The organism is Paraburkholderia caffeinitolerans (assembly GCF_902859945.1).
Taxonomy (GTDB): Bacteria; Pseudomonadota; Gammaproteobacteria; order Burkholderiales; family Burkholderiaceae; genus Paraburkholderia; species Paraburkholderia caffeinitolerans.
The window spans coordinates 30,437-46,175 of record NZ_CADIKL010000032.1 but is presented as its reverse complement, the minus strand read 5'-3'; the positions used below and the strand labels follow the sequence as shown (position 1 = coordinate 46,175).

Here is a 15,739-nt window from a genome sequence, read left to right as displayed (position 1 = left end):
ATGGCGCACTGGGCCTGCGTCAGGGACTGTTCACGCGAATTTCACGCTGATGACAGGCCCTGGTATCGAGGTCCATGTGAATCATCGCGGTCGCGGCGCATCGAGCGGGATGCGCAATCAATCGAGTGGTTTCGTCGAATCGGTCCAGCTCCTCCGGCGAGCGCCACAGGCGCTGCGGCGCGGCTGGGCGCGTCTCGCGAGCCCGCGTGCCCGGGCTACCTCGCTCACGTCTTTAATCGCGCTATGCGCGCTCGCCAGCCTCGCGGCCTGCGGAAAAAAACCGGAAACGGCGCCCTCGCCGCGCCCGGTCGTCTCGATGATCGTCCATCGCGACGGCAATGGTGCGTCGGCCACCTGGCCCGGCACGGTGCAGGCGCGCTATGCCACGCCGCTCTCGTTCCGCGTGAACGGCAAGATCGTCGAACGCAGCGCCCGTCTCGGCGATACCGTGAAGCCCGGCCAGGTGCTCGCGCGTCTCGATCCGGCCGATTACGACAAGAATGCCGCGAGCGCGCAGGCGCAGTACGACGCCGCGCAGCACCGCTTTGAATTCGCGAAGCAGCAGCTCGATCGCGACACCGCCCAGGCCCAGGCCAATCTCATCGCGCGTGCGCAGCTCGAACAAACGCAGGATGCCTATGCTTCGGCTACGGCCCAGCGCGATCAGGCGAAGCAACAGCTCGCGCTCGCCCAGGACCAGCGGCGCTACACCCTGCTCGCGGCTGATCACGCGGGCGTCATCACCGCCGAAAACGCCGACACTGGCCAGAACGTGCAGGCGGGCCAAGCGGTCTACCAGCTCGCATGGGCGGGCGACGTGGACGTGGTGAGTGATCTGCCCGAGAACGCCATCGCCGCCCTGCACACCGGCGACACCGCGCAAGTCATGCTGCCCGCGCTGCCGGGCCGGCAGTACACGGCCAAAGTGCGCGAGCTGGCCGCCGCCGCCGACCCGCAAAGCCGCACCTGGCGAGTAAAGCTCACGCTCGACCAGCCGGACGCCGAAGTGCGTCTCGGCATGACCGCGAACGTCGCGCTCGCGGTCAACGCCACTAATGTTACCAACGCCGCGCAGCCCGACGGCGGCGCTTTCACGATACCGGCCACCGCGCTCTTTCACGACGGCAACGCGCCCGCGTTGTGGATCGTGCAAGGCGCCGACAACGTGCTGCAATTGCGCCGCGTGAGCGTCTCGCGCTACGACGCGCGCACGATCACGGTCACGCAGGGCCTGAACGACGGCGAGCGCATCGTGCTGCAAGGCGTGCACACGGTCACCGCGGGCGAAAAGGTGCGCCCGGTCGCGCCGTTGCACCCTGAGGATTTCGCGTCATGAGCCAGCTCGGTGACCAGCGCAGTGACCAGGCCCCGGGCTTCGATCACGACGAGGGGCGCTTCAATCTTTCGGCATGGGCGCTGCGCCATCAGGTGCTGGTCACCTTCTTGATCGCCCTCGCCACGATCTTCGGCGCGCTCTCCTACTCGCGGCTCTCGCAGTCGGAGGACCCGCCGTTCACGTTTCGCGTGATGGTGATCCAGACCTTCTGGCCCGGCGCCACCGCGCGCCAGGTCGAGGACGAAGTCACTGGCCGCATCGGCCGCAAGCTCCAGGAAACGCCCAATATCGACTACCTGCGCAGCTATTCTCGCCCCGGCGAATCGCTCGTGTTCTTCGTGATGAAGGACTCAGCGCCCGTGAGCGAGGTGCGCGAGACCTGGTACCAGGTGCGCAAGAAAGTGGGCGACATCGCGGCGACGCTGCCACCCGGCGTGCAAGGCCCATTCTTCAACGACGAGTTCGGCGACGTCTACACCAACATCTACGCACTCGAAGGCGATGGCTTCTCGCCCGCGCAGCTGCACGACTATGCCGACAATCTGCGCGAGGAGCTGTTGCACGTGAAAGATGTCGGCAAGGTCGACTATTTCGGCGATCCGAACCAGCGCATCTTCGTGGAGATCCCGAACGCGCAGCTCACGCGTCTGGGCATTTCACCCACGCAGATCGGCCAGGCGATCGGCGCGCAGAACAGCGTCGCGGCGGCCGGCACGCTCAACACCGCCGACGATCGCGTATTCGTGCGTCCCAGCGGGCAATTCACCGACCTCAAGGCGCTCGCGGACACGCTCATCAGCGTGAATGGCCGCAGTTTCCGTCTCGGCGACATCGCCACGATCCGGCGCGGCTACGACGAGCCGCCCGCCACGCAGATGCGCTTCCAGGGCAAGGCCGTGCTCGGCATCGGCGTCACGATGCAACCGGGCGGCGACGTGATCCAGCTTGGCCACGCGTTGGACAAGCGCATCGACGAGTTGCGCCGCGAACTGCCCGCGGGCCTGAAGCTCGTGGAAGTGTCGAGCATGCCCGACGCGGTCTCGCGTTCAGTCGACGACTTCATCGAGGCAGTGGCCGAGGCCGTGGGCATCGTGCTCGTGGTGAGCCTCGTCTCGCTCGGCGTGCGCACCGGCATGGTGGTCGTGATCACGATTCCGATCGTGCTCGCCGTCACCGCGCTCGTGATGAATCTATTCGACATCGGCCTGCACAAGGTCTCGCTCGGCACGCTCGTGCTCGCACTGGGCCTGCTCGTGGACGACGCCATCATTTCCGTCGAGATGATGGCCGTGAAGCTCGCGCAAGGGTGGAACCGCACCCGCGCCGCCGCGTTCGCGTACACGAGCACGGCGTTCCCGATGCTCACCGGCACGCTCGTCACGGTCGCGGGCTTCCTGCCCATCGTGCTCGCGAAGTCGAGCACGGGCGAATACACACGATCGATCTTCCAGGTATCGGCGATCGCGTTGATCGCCTCGTGGTTCGCGGCGGTCGTGCTGATTCCGCTGCTCGGCTATCGGCTGCTGCCCGAGCGCAAACCCGGCGCCGGCGCGCAGGGCACCACCGAGGCCGCGGCGCACGGTGAACATCACGAAGAAGACATCTACGACACGCGTTTCTACCACCGCCTGCGTCGCTGGGTTGGCTGGTGCATCGAGCGCCATCTCGTTGTGCTCGCACTGACCGCCGTGCTGTTCGTGATCGCGCTCGCGGGCTTCGCGGCGATTCCGCAGCAGTTCTTCCCGAGCTCGGACCGCCCCGAGCTGCTCGTGGACGTGCGTCTGCCCGAGGGCGGTGCGTTCGACGCCACGCTGCGCGAAACGAAGCGCCTTGAAGAAGCGCTGAAGGGCCGGCCCGAGATCGACCACTCGATCGACTTTGTCGGCACCGGCGCGCCGCGCTTCTATCTGCCGCTCGATCAGCAATTGCAGCAGCCGAATTTCGCGCAGTTCGTCATCACGACCAAGTCCGTGGAGGATCGCGAGAAGCTCGCGAGCTGGCTCGAGATGAAGCTGCGCAACGACTTCCCGGCCGTGCGCACGCGCCTTTCGCGCCTCGAAAACGGGCCGCCCGTGGGCTATCCCGTGCAGTTCCGCGTGAGCGGCGACGACATCGCGACCGTGCGCGGCATCGCCGAGCGCGTGGCCGCGATCATGCGCGCAGACAAACGCGCCGATAACGTCCACTTCGACTGGGACGAACCCGCCGAGCGCTCGCTGCACTTCGAGATCGACCAGCAAAAGGCGCGTGCGCTCAACATCTCCTCACAGGACGTCGCGAACTTCCTGCAGATGACTTACTCCGGCTACACCGTCACGCAGTACCGCGAGCGCGACAAGCTGATCGGCGTGGACTTGCGCTCGCCGCCGAACGAACGCGTGGCTCCCGCCCATATGCTCTCGCTCGCCATGCCCACGCCAAACGGCCCCGTGCCGCTCGGCGCGATCGGGCACCTCGAGAACACGCTCGAATACGGCGTGATCTGGTCGCGCGACCGGCAGCCCACGCTCACCGTGCAGGCCGACGTGCGCACGGGCGCGCAAGGCATCGACGTCACGCACGCGCTGCAAAAACAACTGGAGCCGATGCGCGCGACGCTGCCCTCCGGCTACCGCATCGAGGTAGGCGGCTCCGTCGAGGAAAGCGCGAAAGGCCAGGCGTCGATTTACGCGCAGTTGCCGATTCTCGCGATCGCCGTGCTCACGCTGCTCATGATCCAGTTGCAAAGCCTCTCGCGCGTCATGATGGTCGTGCTCACCGCACCGCTCGGGCTGATCGGCGTGGCGCTCGCGCTGATCGTTTTCCGCGAGCCATTCGGCTTCGTCGCGATGCTGGGCGTGATCGCCATGTTCGGCATCATCATGCGCAACTCGGTGATTCTCGTGGATCAGATCGAGAGCGACATCCGCGCCGGGCACAAGCGCTTCGACGCCATCGTCGGCGCAACGGTGCGGCGCTTCCGCCCGATCATCCTGACCGCGGCGGCTGCCGTGCTCGCGCTGATTCCGCTCGTGCCCTCGAACTTCTTCGGACCGATGGCGACCGCGCTGATGGGCGGCATCACGAGCGCGACCGTGCTCACGCTGTTCTTCCTGCCTGCGCTTTACGCCGCCGCGTTCCGCGTGCGCAGCAACGAAACCGACGCGCCACGCCCCCATGCGGAGAACGCATCATGAAACGGAACCGCATTCTGGGCCGCATTCTGAGCGATGGTGCCGATGGTGCCGATGGTGCGCCGATCAAGGCACGCCTTTCGCTCGCGTCGCATCTGGTGGGCCTGCGCACGGGCTCGGCAGCACTATGCGCGATATTCGCGAGCGCCTGCACATGGGGTCCGGGCGGCGCGCCGCCCGCGATGCCGGAGCCAGCGCACTATGGCGTGGAGGCTCAGCCCGCGCAGACCGTCGCCGCGCAGGGCGTCGCTCAGCAGTTCGTGACGGGCACCCAACCGGCGCCGCAATGGTGGGCGCTCTACGGCTCGCCCGAACTCGATGGGCTCGTCGACGAGGGACTCGCCAACAACCCGAATCTCGCCTCCGCCGATCACAGCCTGCAGGCCGCGCGCGAGCAATTGCGCGCCCAGATCGGCAGCACGATGCTGCCCACTGTCGACGCGCTCGGCTTCGCCCAGCGCCAGCATGTGCCCGCCCCTGCGCAACTCGGCGTCGACAAGCTCCAGTACGACGTGTTCGCGGGCCTCGTCCGGGCGAGCTATACCTTCGATATTTTCGGCGCGACGCGCCTGAACAACACCGCGCTCGCCGCGCGCGTGAACATGCAGGCATTCCAGTACGAGGCGGCACGCCGTGCGCTCGCGGCAAACATCGTGACGAGCGCGCTGGGCGCGGCCACGCTGCACGCGCAGATCGACGCGACCGAGCGGCTCGTCGCGCTCGCCAACGCTCAGGCCGACGACATGCAAAAGCGCTATGCGCTGGGCGCGGCCTCGCACACCGACCTGCTCAACGCGCAGCAAAGCGCGGCTTCGCTCGCCGCGAATCTGCCGGGGCTGCGCCAGCAACTCTCTGCGCTGCGCCACGCGCTCGCCGTGCTGCTCGGGCGCACGCCCGACGCCGCACCGCCCAACCTCGACCTCGCGAGCCTGACCTTGCCCGCGCAGGTGCCGGTCGTCGTGCCCTCGGAGCTGCTCAAGTCGCGGCCCGATATCCAGGCTGCCGGCGCAGCGCTGATTGCAGCGTCCGCCGATGTGGGCGCCGCCACGGCGCAGATGTTCCCGAGCATCACGCTTTCCGCGGACCTCGGCAAAGCCGGCTTCAGTTGGCCCATGTTGACCTCCGGCGCGGGCGCGCTCTGGATCCTCGGCGCCTCGCTCACGCAACCGCTGTTTCACGGCGGCGCGCTCCTGGCGCAGCGCCGCGCGGCGCTGCAGTCCTACGACGCAGCTAACGCGTCGTACAAGCAGACCGTGCTCGCGGCGTTCCAGGACGTCGCCACCCGGCTTGCCGCGCTCGAGCACGACGCTCAGGCGCTCGACGCGGCCAGCACGTCGGCGCAGACCGCGCAGGGCGTCTTCGAAGAGACGAACGCGCGCTACCGGCTGGGTGCCGTGCCTTACTACGCCGTGCGCCAGAGCGAGCAGCAATGGCGCAATGCGCGGCTCGATGAAATCCGCTATCGCGGCACACGTCTCTCGGATACGGCCGCGCTGTTCCAGGCCATGGGGCAGCCGCCAACGGGCGCCGACGCCTCGGCTTCGAACGCTCAAGCTCGTGACGCGAACGCGAACGGCACCCCGACGACAACCCCGGCGCGGGACTAAGAAGCCCGCCCCGGCCGCGGAGCGCGCGAAAGCAATAAAACAACCTCCACACCGCGCGCTTCGTCCAGGCCCCCTCCACCTGGCTTCCTTCCGGTCTCCGCCCTCTATATCTGTCAGAAAAATCTGAGCGCTAATTTCAAGATACTGCTGCTAAACTGCGTCGCAAATCGAGATAACGAAAACAAATTTATTCGGATTACTACATAAACAGCAAGCACCTCGACTTGCGCCCCGCCATCGCCGCGTGCTGTCCATGCAGCCTGTGCGCGACGGCGCATTACAACCTCGACGACATCGATCATGGCACTCGTATCGAATCGCGGCCTCTGCGCCGCAGCGCTTCTCATGGCCAGCGCCGCCGCGCATGCCGATCTCCAATGTTCCACGGAGCGCGGTGGCTTCCGCGTGGAATCGGATAGCTGGACCGGCACCGACAAACTCGAGCACTTCGCCGTTTCTGCGCCATTCGGCGCGATCGGCGGATGGCTCACGCGCGACACCGATCATCCTGTGGTCTACGGCACGCTGATCGGCACGGCGCCCGGGCTCGCGCTGCAGGTCCTGAACGGCACCTGCCCCACTGGCGGCTTCTCGTACAAGGATCTGTTCGCCGATGCGCTGGGTGCGCTCACCGGCGCGTGGCTCACGCACTGGGCGCTCACTTATTCGCGCGAACCGCACAGCCACACCATCGGTTTGCAGTACGGCAACACGTTCTGATGCGCCACGAGGTGCTCCAATCTGCCCGTGTGCGCGGACACCCTTGTGGATCAGTGAGTTAGCTTCGCTCTCCCAACGTTATCAACAGGGCCTTCAACAAAAACTGTGGACAACGGAGCATCCGGCCGACGCCAGGCTTATCCCCAATTTTTGTTGAAGGCCCTGTGGAAAAGCCCTGGGCAACCCAACCAAGTCCTTGATGTAAAAGCAAAACTGCGCGCCTAAACAAAACGCGGCACACCGTTGCCGGTGTGCCGCGTTCAGGACGGCTCTTGTGTCAACGAGCGCCCATCAAGGCTTGTTCGTTTCGAACAGATCCATGATCTGCTTGCGCTCGCTCTGCGTGACGCTCGGCGTAGGCAGTCCGCCCGGCCCCATGCTGCCGGTCGCCCCGCTCGCATCGCTGGCCGCGCCCGTCGCGTTGCCCGACTCCATGCCGATCGCCGAGATGAAGCCCGCGCCCGGCGTCGCGTCGGAGTAGTACAGCTCGCCGCCGATCGTCGAGAGTCCCGCCGGCATCGGCGGCTCTTCCTGCGGCATGCCGCGCAGTGCTTTGCTCATGTACTCCACCCAGATCGGCAACGCGAGCTGCGCGCCGAACTCGCGGCTGCCGAGGCTCTTCGGCTGGTCGTAGCCCATCCACGCTACCGCCACGAGGTTGCGCTGGTAGCCGGCAAACCAGCCGTCGTGCGCGTCGTTGGTCGTGCCGGTCTTGCCCTGCAGGTCGTCGCGGTGGAGGACGTTGGTGCCCGCGCCCGTGCCCGCCGTCGCCACCGAATGCAACAGGCTGTTCATCACGAACGCGTTGCGCGGCGAGAGCGTCTGCGGCGCATTCTGGCCCGCCACGAGCGGCTGGGCGCGCAGGATCGGCTGGCCGTGCGCATCGTCGACTTCGGCGATCAGGTACGGGTTGATGCGATAGCCGCCGTTCGCGAACACGGAGTACGCGCCCGCCGACTGCAGCGGCGTGACGAGACCCGCGCCCAGCGCCATCGGCAGGTACGGCGGCGTCTTGTCCGCGTCGAAGCCGAAGCGCTGCGTGACGTAGTCCTGCGCATACTTCGTGCCGATGTACGAGAGGATGCGGATCGACACGAGGTTCTTCGACTTTTGCAGCGCGAGGCGCATCGACATCGGGCCTTCGGGGTAGTCGTCGTCCTTCGGCTCCCACGCGTCGCCGCCCGGCGTGCTGGGCGGGAAGTACAGCGGCGCGTCGTTGATCATGGTGGCCGGCCCGAGACCCTTCTCGAGCGAGGCCGAATAGATGAACGGCTTGAAGCTCGAACCCGGCTGGCGCCACGCCTGCGTGACGTGGTTGAACTTGTTCTTGTTGAAGTCGAAGCCGCCGATCAGCGCACGAATCGCGCCGTCCTGCGGCGTGAGCGAAACGAGCGCGCCTTCCACCTGCGGCAGCTGCGTGATTTGCCAGTTGTTCTTGTTGTCCGTCATCAGGCGCACGATCGAACCCGGCTTGATGCGCAAGGCCGCCGACGCACGCGCCGAAAGCCCGCCCGCGACAAAGCGCAGCCCGTCGCCCGTGACAGTGACCTGGGTGCCGTCGAGCAACTGCGCGGTAACCGACTTCGGGCTCGCGTCGATGACCACCGCCGAAACGATGTCACCGTTATCGGGGTGATCGGTGAGCGCATCGTCGATGGCCTGATCGCGGTCGTCGCCCGGCGCGGGCAACTGCACGAAGCCCTCGGGGCCGCGATAGCCGTGGCGGCGCTCGTAATCCATCACGCCCTTGCGCACGGCCGCGTAGGCGGCGTTCTGATCGGCGGAATCGATCGTCGTGGTGACCGTGAGGCCACGCGTGTAGGTTTCGTCCTTGTACTGCGCATACATCATCTGGCGGACCATTTCCGCGACGTACTCCGCATGCACGCTGTACTCGGTGCCCGCGGTGCGCGTATGCAGCGGTTCCTTGATCGCCTCGTCGTACTGCGCCTGGGTAATGTAGTTCAGGTCGAGCATGCGCTTGAGGATGTACTCCTGACGAATCTTCGCGCGCTTCGGATTGACGATCGGGTTATACGCGGACGGCGCCTTCGGCAGGCCCGCGAGCATCGCGGCCTCGGCCAGCGTGATGTCTTTGAGGTCCTTGCCGAAGTACACGCGCGCGGCCGCCGAGAAGCCATAGGCGCGCTGCCCCAGATAGATCTGGTTCATGTACAGCTCGAGGATCTGGTCCTTCGTGAGCGCGCGCTCGATCTTGTAGGCGAGCAGCATTTCGTAGATCTTGCGCGTATAGGTCTTCTCGCTCGACAGGAAGAAGTTGCGCGCGACCTGCATTGTGATCGTGCTCGCGCCCTGCGACGCGCCGCCGTGCATCAGGTCGGCGACGCCGGCGCGCAGGATGCCCACGAAGTCCACGCCGCCGTGCTCGTAGAAGCGGTAGTCCTCGATGGCGAGCACCGCTTTCTTCTGCACGTCCGGGATATCCTGGAAGCGCACGAGCTGACGCCGCTCTTCACCGAACTCGCCAATCAGCACGTGATCGGCGGTGTAGATGCGCAGCGGCACCTTGGGCTGATAGTTGGTGAGCGCATCGAGTGATGGCAACTGCGGGCCCATCACGACGAGCGCGTAGCCGACGATCAGCGCGCCGATCACGCATAGCGTGGCAATCAGGCCGGCGAACCAGAGTGCGATCGACGCACCGAACGAGCGACGGCGCGGGCGCTCGTTGCGCGAATCGTCACCGCGCGGGCCGCGCGGTGGCTGACGTCCATGGTTGAAGGAGGGTTCCCGATCGTTGTTCGGGTACTGCGCGGAAGGCGGTCGTTTGATGATAGGCATGACTGGAATGATTGGCGCGTGGGTTTCGCGCCCCCGGCTGCGCACAGCTTGTGCGCATAGATCTCGATCCTGGCGTCATGGCGCCAATGCGGCATGTGACAGCGCCGCTGGCTTAAGCGCGGCGCTCTAGCGTGACCGGCAACGCCCCCGTTCGGCCACGTGGCGCGCCTGGCCGGCGCGCCGTCGCAAGGTTACTCTTTCAATATCCTTTCGTGAGAGCGCCTCTCGGGAAGCGCCCGTGCGAAATGTAACAGCGCATTCTAAATAATTCGTACGCGGCCGGTCGGGCTTTTTTTGTAAGATTTTTTTGGCAACGGCCTGCGACCCTCATTTTGCACGCGCATCTTTGCGTTGCGCATCGCCCGACTCGTCATATGATGGAAAAGTTACTGCACGCTTTGCCCGCCTTGCTTGCCGGCCAATGGCCGATACGCCCTGCTTCACCAGCCGTCGCGCGCATGCGGGACCCCGGTTCACTCGAAGCCGATCCAACGGCCAGCCGATTATGAACAAGCCCAGCGAACGCATCGTTGTCTTTGTCACGCCCGCGCAAAAGCGCGCGATCTCCGCCACCGCCGATGAGCTCGGCATCAGCATCAGCGAGCTGATGCGCCGCGCCGTGCTCGCCTTTAGCGCGACGAGCGATCAGGTGAAGGCAGCGAGCATCGTCGACCGGCTGAGCGCGACGCGCGAGCCCGACGCGCTCGCGCAAGTGCTGCGCAAGGCGGCCAAGCCGCTGCGAACGGGGCACTCGGCTGGGCTGCGGCCGGCTGCCGTGGAACCCCCAGCCGGGGCACAAGCAAACGCGGAGGCCGCCGCTGCGCTTGCGGCTCGGACTGACGAAAGCGCAGATGCGGTACCTGAGGCCGGACTCGAACCTGACTCCGCACACGCCGAGCGCACCTTGGCTCAGGCCGTTGCCCGCCTGTCCAGCGAAGCCGCCGAGGGCGCCCAGGTTACGGACGTGCAAGCCGATGTCGCGAGCAAGGCGGACGCCGATCCCCCGCAGCCGCTGAGCGGCACCCCGTTCGCGCGCGCGGCAGGCGATGACGACGACGCGCACAGCAGCGACGCCGCACCCAACGCGGGAAAATTCGCCTGAACGTCAGATCGCTTTAACGTTCGAATACGCGGTTCGAACGCGCGCGAATCGCACCATGGCCTGCGGCCCTTTAAGTCCCTTTTAAGAGACCCCGTGGTGTAATATCCGCGAGCGATGCGTCAGGGCCGGATCGGCGGCGCAACGATTAATTTAGCCGCTTTGGCCTGTTGCAATTGGCCAAAGCGCCCCGAATTGCGCGCTGTATGCGCGGCTCGCACAAAGCGGCGTAAGCTAAACGCGAGATTGCCGGGCGAACCGATCGGGTCTGCCGCAATACATCGCGACGCAACGTGCAAGCGTGCATCGCGGCCCGCTGGAACACGGCGGGGCCAATCTCATTTCACTGGAGAAATACATGTCGCTTTTCGACTCCATCTCTCGCACGGTCAAGGGTCTCCTGAACGACGCCGCCGACTCCGTGCAAGACCCGTCGCGCGACGCGCGCCAGATCGTGCGCGAACTCGACGACAGTATCGGGAAGGCGGAGAACTCGCTCGTCGAGATCCAGGCGCAGGTCGCGATGCAGCAAAGCAAGCGCGACGTAGCCGCCGACAAGGCGAAGAAGTACGAAGACGGCGCGAAGCGCGCGCTGCAGTCGGGCGACGAAGCCCTCGCGCGCGAAGCGCTCGGCGCCCAGAGCACGGCCGAAGCCGAACGCGATGCGCTCGCGGCAGAACTCGCCAAGCTCGAACCGTCGGTCGATCAACTGAAGCAGCAGATCGACGACATGCGTTCGCGCCGCAACGACCTCAACGCGCGCTCGAACATCCTGCAGGCGAAGCAGCAGATCGCCCAGGCGAAGGATGTCGCGGCCACGGCGCTCGGCGGCATTGGCGGCAAGAATCTGTCCGAGGACTTCCAGAAGCTCGAAGACAAGGTGAACCTCTCGAATGCGCGCTCGGACGCCCGCCTGAACTCGGCGGATACGTCGAGCGGCAAGGCGCTCGAAGACAAGCTCGCCGCACTGAACAAGGGCCCGTCGGTGGACGACCGCCTCGAAGCCCTCAAGAAGCAGCTCAATACGCCGGCACAGTAAATGCGCCGGACGTAAAGGATGCGGCGCGGCTGGTCAGCTCCAGCACGCGCCACATCCACGTTTCGTAAGTCATGGAGACGGGCGGCAAAACGCCCGGCCTGCAACATGAAAAAGTTTCTCGTCGCACTTCTCGCATCGCTCGCACTCGTGAGCGGCCTGGCGTTCGCCGTGCCGAGCGCGCAGCAGATCGAATCCGCGATGTCGCAAGGCGACTGGCAACGTGCGGACTCGGGACTCACCGAAGTCCTGCAGGCCCACCCTGACAATGCCCGCGCGCATTACCTGTATGCGCAGGTGCTCAATCGCGAAGGCCGCTACGCCGACGCACTCACGCAAATCCAGCAGGCGAAGTCGCTCGATCCGCAGGTCCGCTTCACGCAGCCGCAGCGTTTCGCACAGGTCGAAGCAAAGATCCGCTCGGACGCGACGCGCGCTGGCGCCGTCACGACGAACCGCGCGAACAACCCGTTCGCCCAGCAGACCCAAGCGGCCGCTCCGGCGGCGCTCGCCGCCGCCGCGCCGCAAAAGCACGGTCCCGGCATGGGCATGTGGATCGGCATTGCCGTCGTGCTGGTGGGCGTGGCGCTCGTGCTGCGCTGGACGCTGCGCCGCGCGAAATCCACGGAAGACGCGAAGGCCGGCGACGACCGCCGCGACCAGCTCAAGCGCGCCACCGACCTGCTCAACGCCGTGCGCTCGCTCAAGCTCGACCTGAAGCTGTCGACGGCGCCCGGCCATGAAGCGCTCGAAAAGGAAGTCGAAGGCTTCGAGGCGCAATTGCGCAGCGTGGTTGAAACGCTCTCGGGCAGCACGAACCCGGTCGCGCCGTATCAGATCGAGGATCTCGAACGCCAGTTCGCGAGCCTCAAGGCGCGCGCCGAAGGCCGGCCCGATCCGAACGCACAAGCCGCCGCCGCGCAGCCTTATGGCGATGGTTCGGCCTATGCGCGCGAGGCAGATGCCGCGTTCGGGCACAACCCGCAGTATCCTCCGCAGTACCCGCCTCAGCAGCAACCGCAAGTCATCGTGCAACAAGGCGGCGGTGGCATGGGCGGCATGGGTGGGCTGCTGACCGGCGTGCTGCTGGGCCAGGTGCTCAATCAAGGCCGCGACCGTGTGATCGAGCGCGACGTGCTCGTCGACGACGAAGGCCGACGCATTGCGCGCGATGGCGGCAACGGCGGCGGTGTCGACTTTGGCCAGGGCTCGAACGACTGGAACGATGGCTCGGGCGGCGGCGTCGATTTGGGCAGCAGCGACAACTCGGGCGACTGGAATACCTGAGCGCACCAGCCGATGCACGCTATAACGGGCTCCCTCGCGGAGCCCGTTTTGCATCATTCGCCGCTTGCGTTCGCTCTTTCGCGCGGCGCTCCTCTACATTCAGACATGACTACTCACACGCCCTCGTCGCGGCAAGACACGCAAACCACGCCGCGCATCGCGATCATCGGCAGCGGCTTTGCCGGCATCGGCATGGCGATCCAGCTGCGGCGCATGGGCATCGACACGTTTACGATCTACGAGGCGGCCGATAGTCTCGGCGGCACGTGGCGCGACAATGCCTATCCTGGCGCCGCCTGCGATGTTCCTTCGCACCTCTATTCATTTTCGTTCGAGCCGAACCCAAACTGGACGCGCACCTATGCGCCACAGCGTGAGATTCTCGACTACCTGCGCCACTGCGCGCACAAATACGACGTCGAGCGCAATATCCGCTATCGATCGCGCGTGAGCGCCGCGCGCTTCGACGCCGCGAGCAGCGTGTGGATGATCGAGATCGAGCGCGAAGGGGTCTTGCACACCGTCGAGGCCGATTTGCTGATCGCCGCGAACGGCCCGCTTTCGCGCCCCGCCCTGCCCGCCATCGACGGGCTCGAGCGCTTCAAAGGCGCACGCTTTCATTCTGCGCGCTGGGATCACGATTACGCGTTCGACGGCAAGCGCGTCGCCGTGATCGGCACGGGCGCGAGCGCGATCCAGTTCGTGCCTATGATTCAGCCGCGCGTTGCACAACTCGCGGTGTTCCAGCGCACCGCGCCGTGGATCATGCCGCGCCGCGATCGCGCCATCGGCGCGCGCACGCGCTGGGTGTATCGCCATGTGCCGCTCGCACGGCGCCTCGCACGCGCGGCGATTTACTGGCAGCTCGAATCGCGCGCATTGGGCTTCATCGTCGACCGACGCCTGCTCAATGCGCCGATGAAGTTCGCGCGCAACTATCTCGCGCACAAGGTCAAGGACCCGGCGCTACGCGCCAAGCTCACGCCCGACCATGTGCTGGGCTGCAAGCGCGTGCTGTTGTCGAGTCACTATTTCCCGGCGATATCGCAACCGAACGTGGAACTCGTGACCGAGCCGATTCGCGAAGTGGTCGCCGATGGAATCGTCACTGCGGATGGCGCATACCGTACGTTCGATGCGATCGTCTGCGGCACCGGCTTCCAGGTGAACGATGTGGATGCGCCGTTTCGCGTGACCGGCCTGAACGGCGCGGATCTGGGCTTGGCATGGCGGCGCGACGGACCCGAAGCATATTTGGGCACGTCCGTTGCCGGCTTTCCGAACTTCTTCATCATCGTCGGGCCGAACACGGGCCTCGGGCACAACTCGATGATCTACATGATCGAGTCGCAAGTCCGCTATATCGCCGATTGCATCGACGCCCTGCGGCGTCGGCGTGCGCGCACGATGGACGTACGGCCCGAGGTGCAGCGCGCCTTCAACGCGCGGCTGCAGGCGCAACTCGCGCACACGGTGTGGACTTCGGGCTGCCGCAGCTATTACCAGACCATGAACGGCAAGGTCACATCGCTGTGGCCTGGCTTCACGTTCACGTTCCGGCGCCGCACGCGCCGTGTGCGCGAGCGCGACTACGAGTTCGGGCGCTGAGCGTCCTGGCTCGCCCGAACCGGGGCGGCCATCGGCTTGCCTGCATACACGCGTGTTTCGTAGGCGAAATTCACGCGCCCATCCCGCTGTGTCGCGTCGAACAGCGTGCGCAGTGCCGCGAGCATCGGCTCATGACGCGCATCGCCGGGCTTCGGCGCATACGACGAGGACGCAAGACGCCCGCGCAGCCCATCGTAGTCGAGCAGTTGCGCGTTCGGAAACACGGTCTTCTGCTCGAAGCCGTCGCCGAACCAGTCGGCCATGGCGTCGTCGTCGGGATAGGTTTCGGCCACGCTCGCATAGTCGGTGCTGAATTCGCGCAATAGCGCTTCGTAGCCCTCGAGAAATGCGGAGCCCTTCACGAGCCGGCTGTTCCAGAACAGCACGATCTTGCCGCGCGGCTTGAGGATGCGCGCGAACTCGCGCCGTGCATCCGTCTTCTCGAACCAATGGAACGCTTGCGCCGCCGTCACGAGATCGACGCTCGCGGTGTCGAGCGTCGTGTTCTCCGCGGTGCCTGCCACGCTGCGATAACCGGGGTTATCTGCATAATTCGCGAGATAGCGGTCCGCGGCCTCGCGCATCGCCGCGTTCGGCTCGACGGCCACGACCGGGTGGCCCGCATCGAGAAAGAGTTTCGCCGAAATGCCGGTGCCCGCGCCAATGTCGGCTACCGTGGCGCCTGGCGCAATGCCGCATTCGACGTGAGCGAAGGTCGCCACTTCGCGTGGATAGGTCGGCCGGTACTTCACGTAGTCCGCGACCCGATCGGTGAAGCGTCGGGTGGAATCGTCGATCATCGTGTGCCCTCGTGTGGTGTCCGTCGCGTTCCGCACTGCCTCGCACTCAGGCGCCGCTCAAGAGCTTGAGCAACCCCCAAAGGAAGCGGCAGACCATGACGATCAGCTCCCAGAGCTGAATCAGTTGTTGCCAGAGCGCTACGATCGCGCCCTCCTTCAATATTGCTTCAATCATCGTGTTCCCGCTGCGGGCCACGCTGGAGGCCGTGCTGCATGGCAATAGCTGCCCGCCTGTATTTCCCGATCATAGCCCCTTAGCCGCCTGGCACGC

12 protein-coding genes are annotated in these 15,739 nt (G+C 65.8%); 8 read left to right on the top strand and 4 right to left on the bottom strand.

Annotated features, from left to right (window positions below; translation table 11 throughout):
* Positions 1 to 172: 172 nt before the first annotated feature.
* Genes HV773_RS25860 through HV773_RS25850 form a run of 3 tightly spaced genes read left to right on the top strand, consistent with a single transcriptional unit; the run spans position 173 to position 6,116 of the window.
* Complete coding sequence (locus HV773_RS25860) at positions 173 to 1,336, top strand: efflux RND transporter periplasmic adaptor subunit (RefSeq protein WP_377729207.1); 1,164 nt, start codon at positions 173 to 175, stop codon at positions 1,334 to 1,336.
* Positions 1,333 to 4,512 (top strand): efflux RND transporter permease subunit, encoded by a 3,180-nt coding sequence (locus HV773_RS25855; RefSeq protein ID WP_129561967.1) that lies wholly within the window; start codon positions 1,333 to 1,335, stop codon positions 4,510 to 4,512. Before HV773_RS25860 ends, HV773_RS25855 begins: the two co-directional genes overlap by 4 nt.
* Positions 4,509 to 6,116: an efflux transporter outer membrane subunit gene (locus HV773_RS25850; RefSeq protein ID WP_129561966.1), complete on the top strand. Its 1,608-nt coding sequence runs from the start codon at positions 4,509 to 4,511 to the stop codon at positions 6,114 to 6,116. Before HV773_RS25855 ends, HV773_RS25850 begins: the two co-directional genes overlap by 4 nt.
* 113 nt (positions 6,117 to 6,229) lie before the next feature.
* Here HV773_RS25850 and HV773_RS25845 read toward each other — a convergent pair whose 3' ends face one another.
* Complete coding sequence (locus HV773_RS25845) at positions 6,230 to 6,418, bottom strand: hypothetical protein (protein ID WP_175197113.1); 189 nt, start codon at positions 6,416 to 6,418, stop codon at positions 6,230 to 6,232.
* Here HV773_RS25845 and HV773_RS25840 point away from each other — a divergent pair.
* Positions 6,417 to 6,836, top strand: coding sequence for a YfiM family lipoprotein (locus HV773_RS25840; RefSeq protein ID WP_129561965.1), 420 nt, complete (start codon positions 6,417 to 6,419; stop codon positions 6,834 to 6,836). The genes HV773_RS25845 and HV773_RS25840 overlap by 2 nt on opposite strands.
* Before the next feature lie 291 nt (positions 6,837 to 7,127).
* On the opposite strand, the gene HV773_RS25835 is transcribed toward HV773_RS25840, so the two are convergent.
* The gene (locus HV773_RS25835; RefSeq protein WP_129561964.1) at positions 7,128 to 9,638 is read right to left on the bottom strand and encodes a penicillin-binding protein 1A; all 2,511 of its coding nucleotides are present in this window, start codon (positions 9,636 to 9,638) and stop codon (positions 7,128 to 7,130) included.
* A gap of 505 nt (positions 9,639 to 10,143) precedes the next feature.
* On the opposite strand from HV773_RS25835, the gene HV773_RS25830 reads away from it, so the two are divergent.
* The 4 genes from HV773_RS25830 to HV773_RS25815 all read left to right on the top strand — a co-directional run bounded on the left by HV773_RS25830 (position 10,144) and on the right by HV773_RS25815 (position 14,668).
* A complete protein-coding gene (locus HV773_RS25830) occupies positions 10,144 to 10,740 on the top strand; it encodes a plasmid mobilization protein (RefSeq protein WP_129561963.1) in 597 nt (198 codons plus the stop codon).
* Positions 10,741 to 11,095: 355 nt separating this feature from the next.
* Positions 11,096 to 11,776: a PspA/IM30 family protein gene (locus HV773_RS25825; RefSeq protein WP_129561962.1), complete on the top strand. Its 681-nt coding sequence runs from the start codon at positions 11,096 to 11,098 to the stop codon at positions 11,774 to 11,776.
* 105 nt (positions 11,777 to 11,881) lie between these two features.
* Complete coding sequence (locus tag HV773_RS25820; RefSeq protein WP_129561961.1) at positions 11,882 to 13,060, top strand: tetratricopeptide repeat protein; 1,179 nt, start codon at positions 11,882 to 11,884, stop codon at positions 13,058 to 13,060.
* Positions 13,061 to 13,165: 105 nt separating this feature from the next.
* Positions 13,166 to 14,668: a flavin-containing monooxygenase gene (locus tag HV773_RS25815; RefSeq protein ID WP_129561960.1), complete on the top strand. Its 1,503-nt coding sequence runs from the start codon at positions 13,166 to 13,168 to the stop codon at positions 14,666 to 14,668.
* On the opposite strand, the gene HV773_RS25810 is transcribed toward HV773_RS25815, so the two are convergent.
* Positions 14,650 to 15,468: a class I SAM-dependent methyltransferase gene (locus tag HV773_RS25810; RefSeq protein ID WP_129561959.1), complete on the bottom strand. Its 819-nt coding sequence runs from the start codon at positions 15,466 to 15,468 to the stop codon at positions 14,650 to 14,652. The genes HV773_RS25815 and HV773_RS25810 overlap by 19 nt on opposite strands.
* Positions 15,469 to 15,514: 46 nt before the next feature.
* The gene (locus HV773_RS37295) at positions 15,515 to 15,643 is read right to left on the bottom strand and encodes a hypothetical protein (RefSeq protein ID WP_257791192.1); all 129 of its coding nucleotides are present in this window, start codon (positions 15,641 to 15,643) and stop codon (positions 15,515 to 15,517) included.
* Between the last annotated feature and the right edge of the window lie 96 nt (positions 15,644 to 15,739).

Excerpts from the sequence above, each read along its gene's own strand:
- HV773_RS25855 (WP_129561967.1), top strand. The coding sequence starts at position 1,333 with ATGAGCCAGCTCGGTGACCAGCGCAGTGACCAGGCCCCGGGCTTCGAT.
- HV773_RS25850 (WP_129561966.1), top strand. The coding sequence starts at position 4,509 with ATGAAACGGAACCGCATTCTGGGCCGCATTCTGAGCGATGGTGCCGAT.
- HV773_RS25840 (WP_129561965.1), top strand. The coding sequence starts at position 6,417 with ATGGCACTCGTATCGAATCGCGGCCTCTGCGCCGCAGCGCTTCTCATG.
- HV773_RS25845 (WP_175197113.1), bottom strand. The coding sequence starts at position 6,418 with ATGATCGATGTCGTCGAGGTTGTAATGCGCCGTCGCGCACAGGCTGCA.
- HV773_RS25835 (WP_129561964.1), bottom strand. The coding sequence starts at position 9,638 with ATGCCTATCATCAAACGACCGCCTTCCGCGCAGTACCCGAACAACGAT.
- HV773_RS25830 (WP_129561963.1), top strand. The coding sequence starts at position 10,144 with ATGAACAAGCCCAGCGAACGCATCGTTGTCTTTGTCACGCCCGCGCAA.
- HV773_RS25825 (WP_129561962.1), top strand. The coding sequence starts at position 11,096 with ATGTCGCTTTTCGACTCCATCTCTCGCACGGTCAAGGGTCTCCTGAAC.
- HV773_RS25820 (WP_129561961.1), top strand. The coding sequence starts at position 11,882 with ATGAAAAAGTTTCTCGTCGCACTTCTCGCATCGCTCGCACTCGTGAGC.
- HV773_RS25815 (WP_129561960.1), top strand. The coding sequence starts at position 13,166 with ATGACTACTCACACGCCCTCGTCGCGGCAAGACACGCAAACCACGCCG.
- HV773_RS25810 (WP_129561959.1), bottom strand. The coding sequence starts at position 15,468 with ATGATCGACGATTCCACCCGACGCTTCACCGATCGGGTCGCGGACTAC.
- HV773_RS37295 (WP_257791192.1), bottom strand. The coding sequence starts at position 15,643 with ATGATTGAAGCAATATTGAAGGAGGGCGCGATCGTAGCGCTCTGGCAA.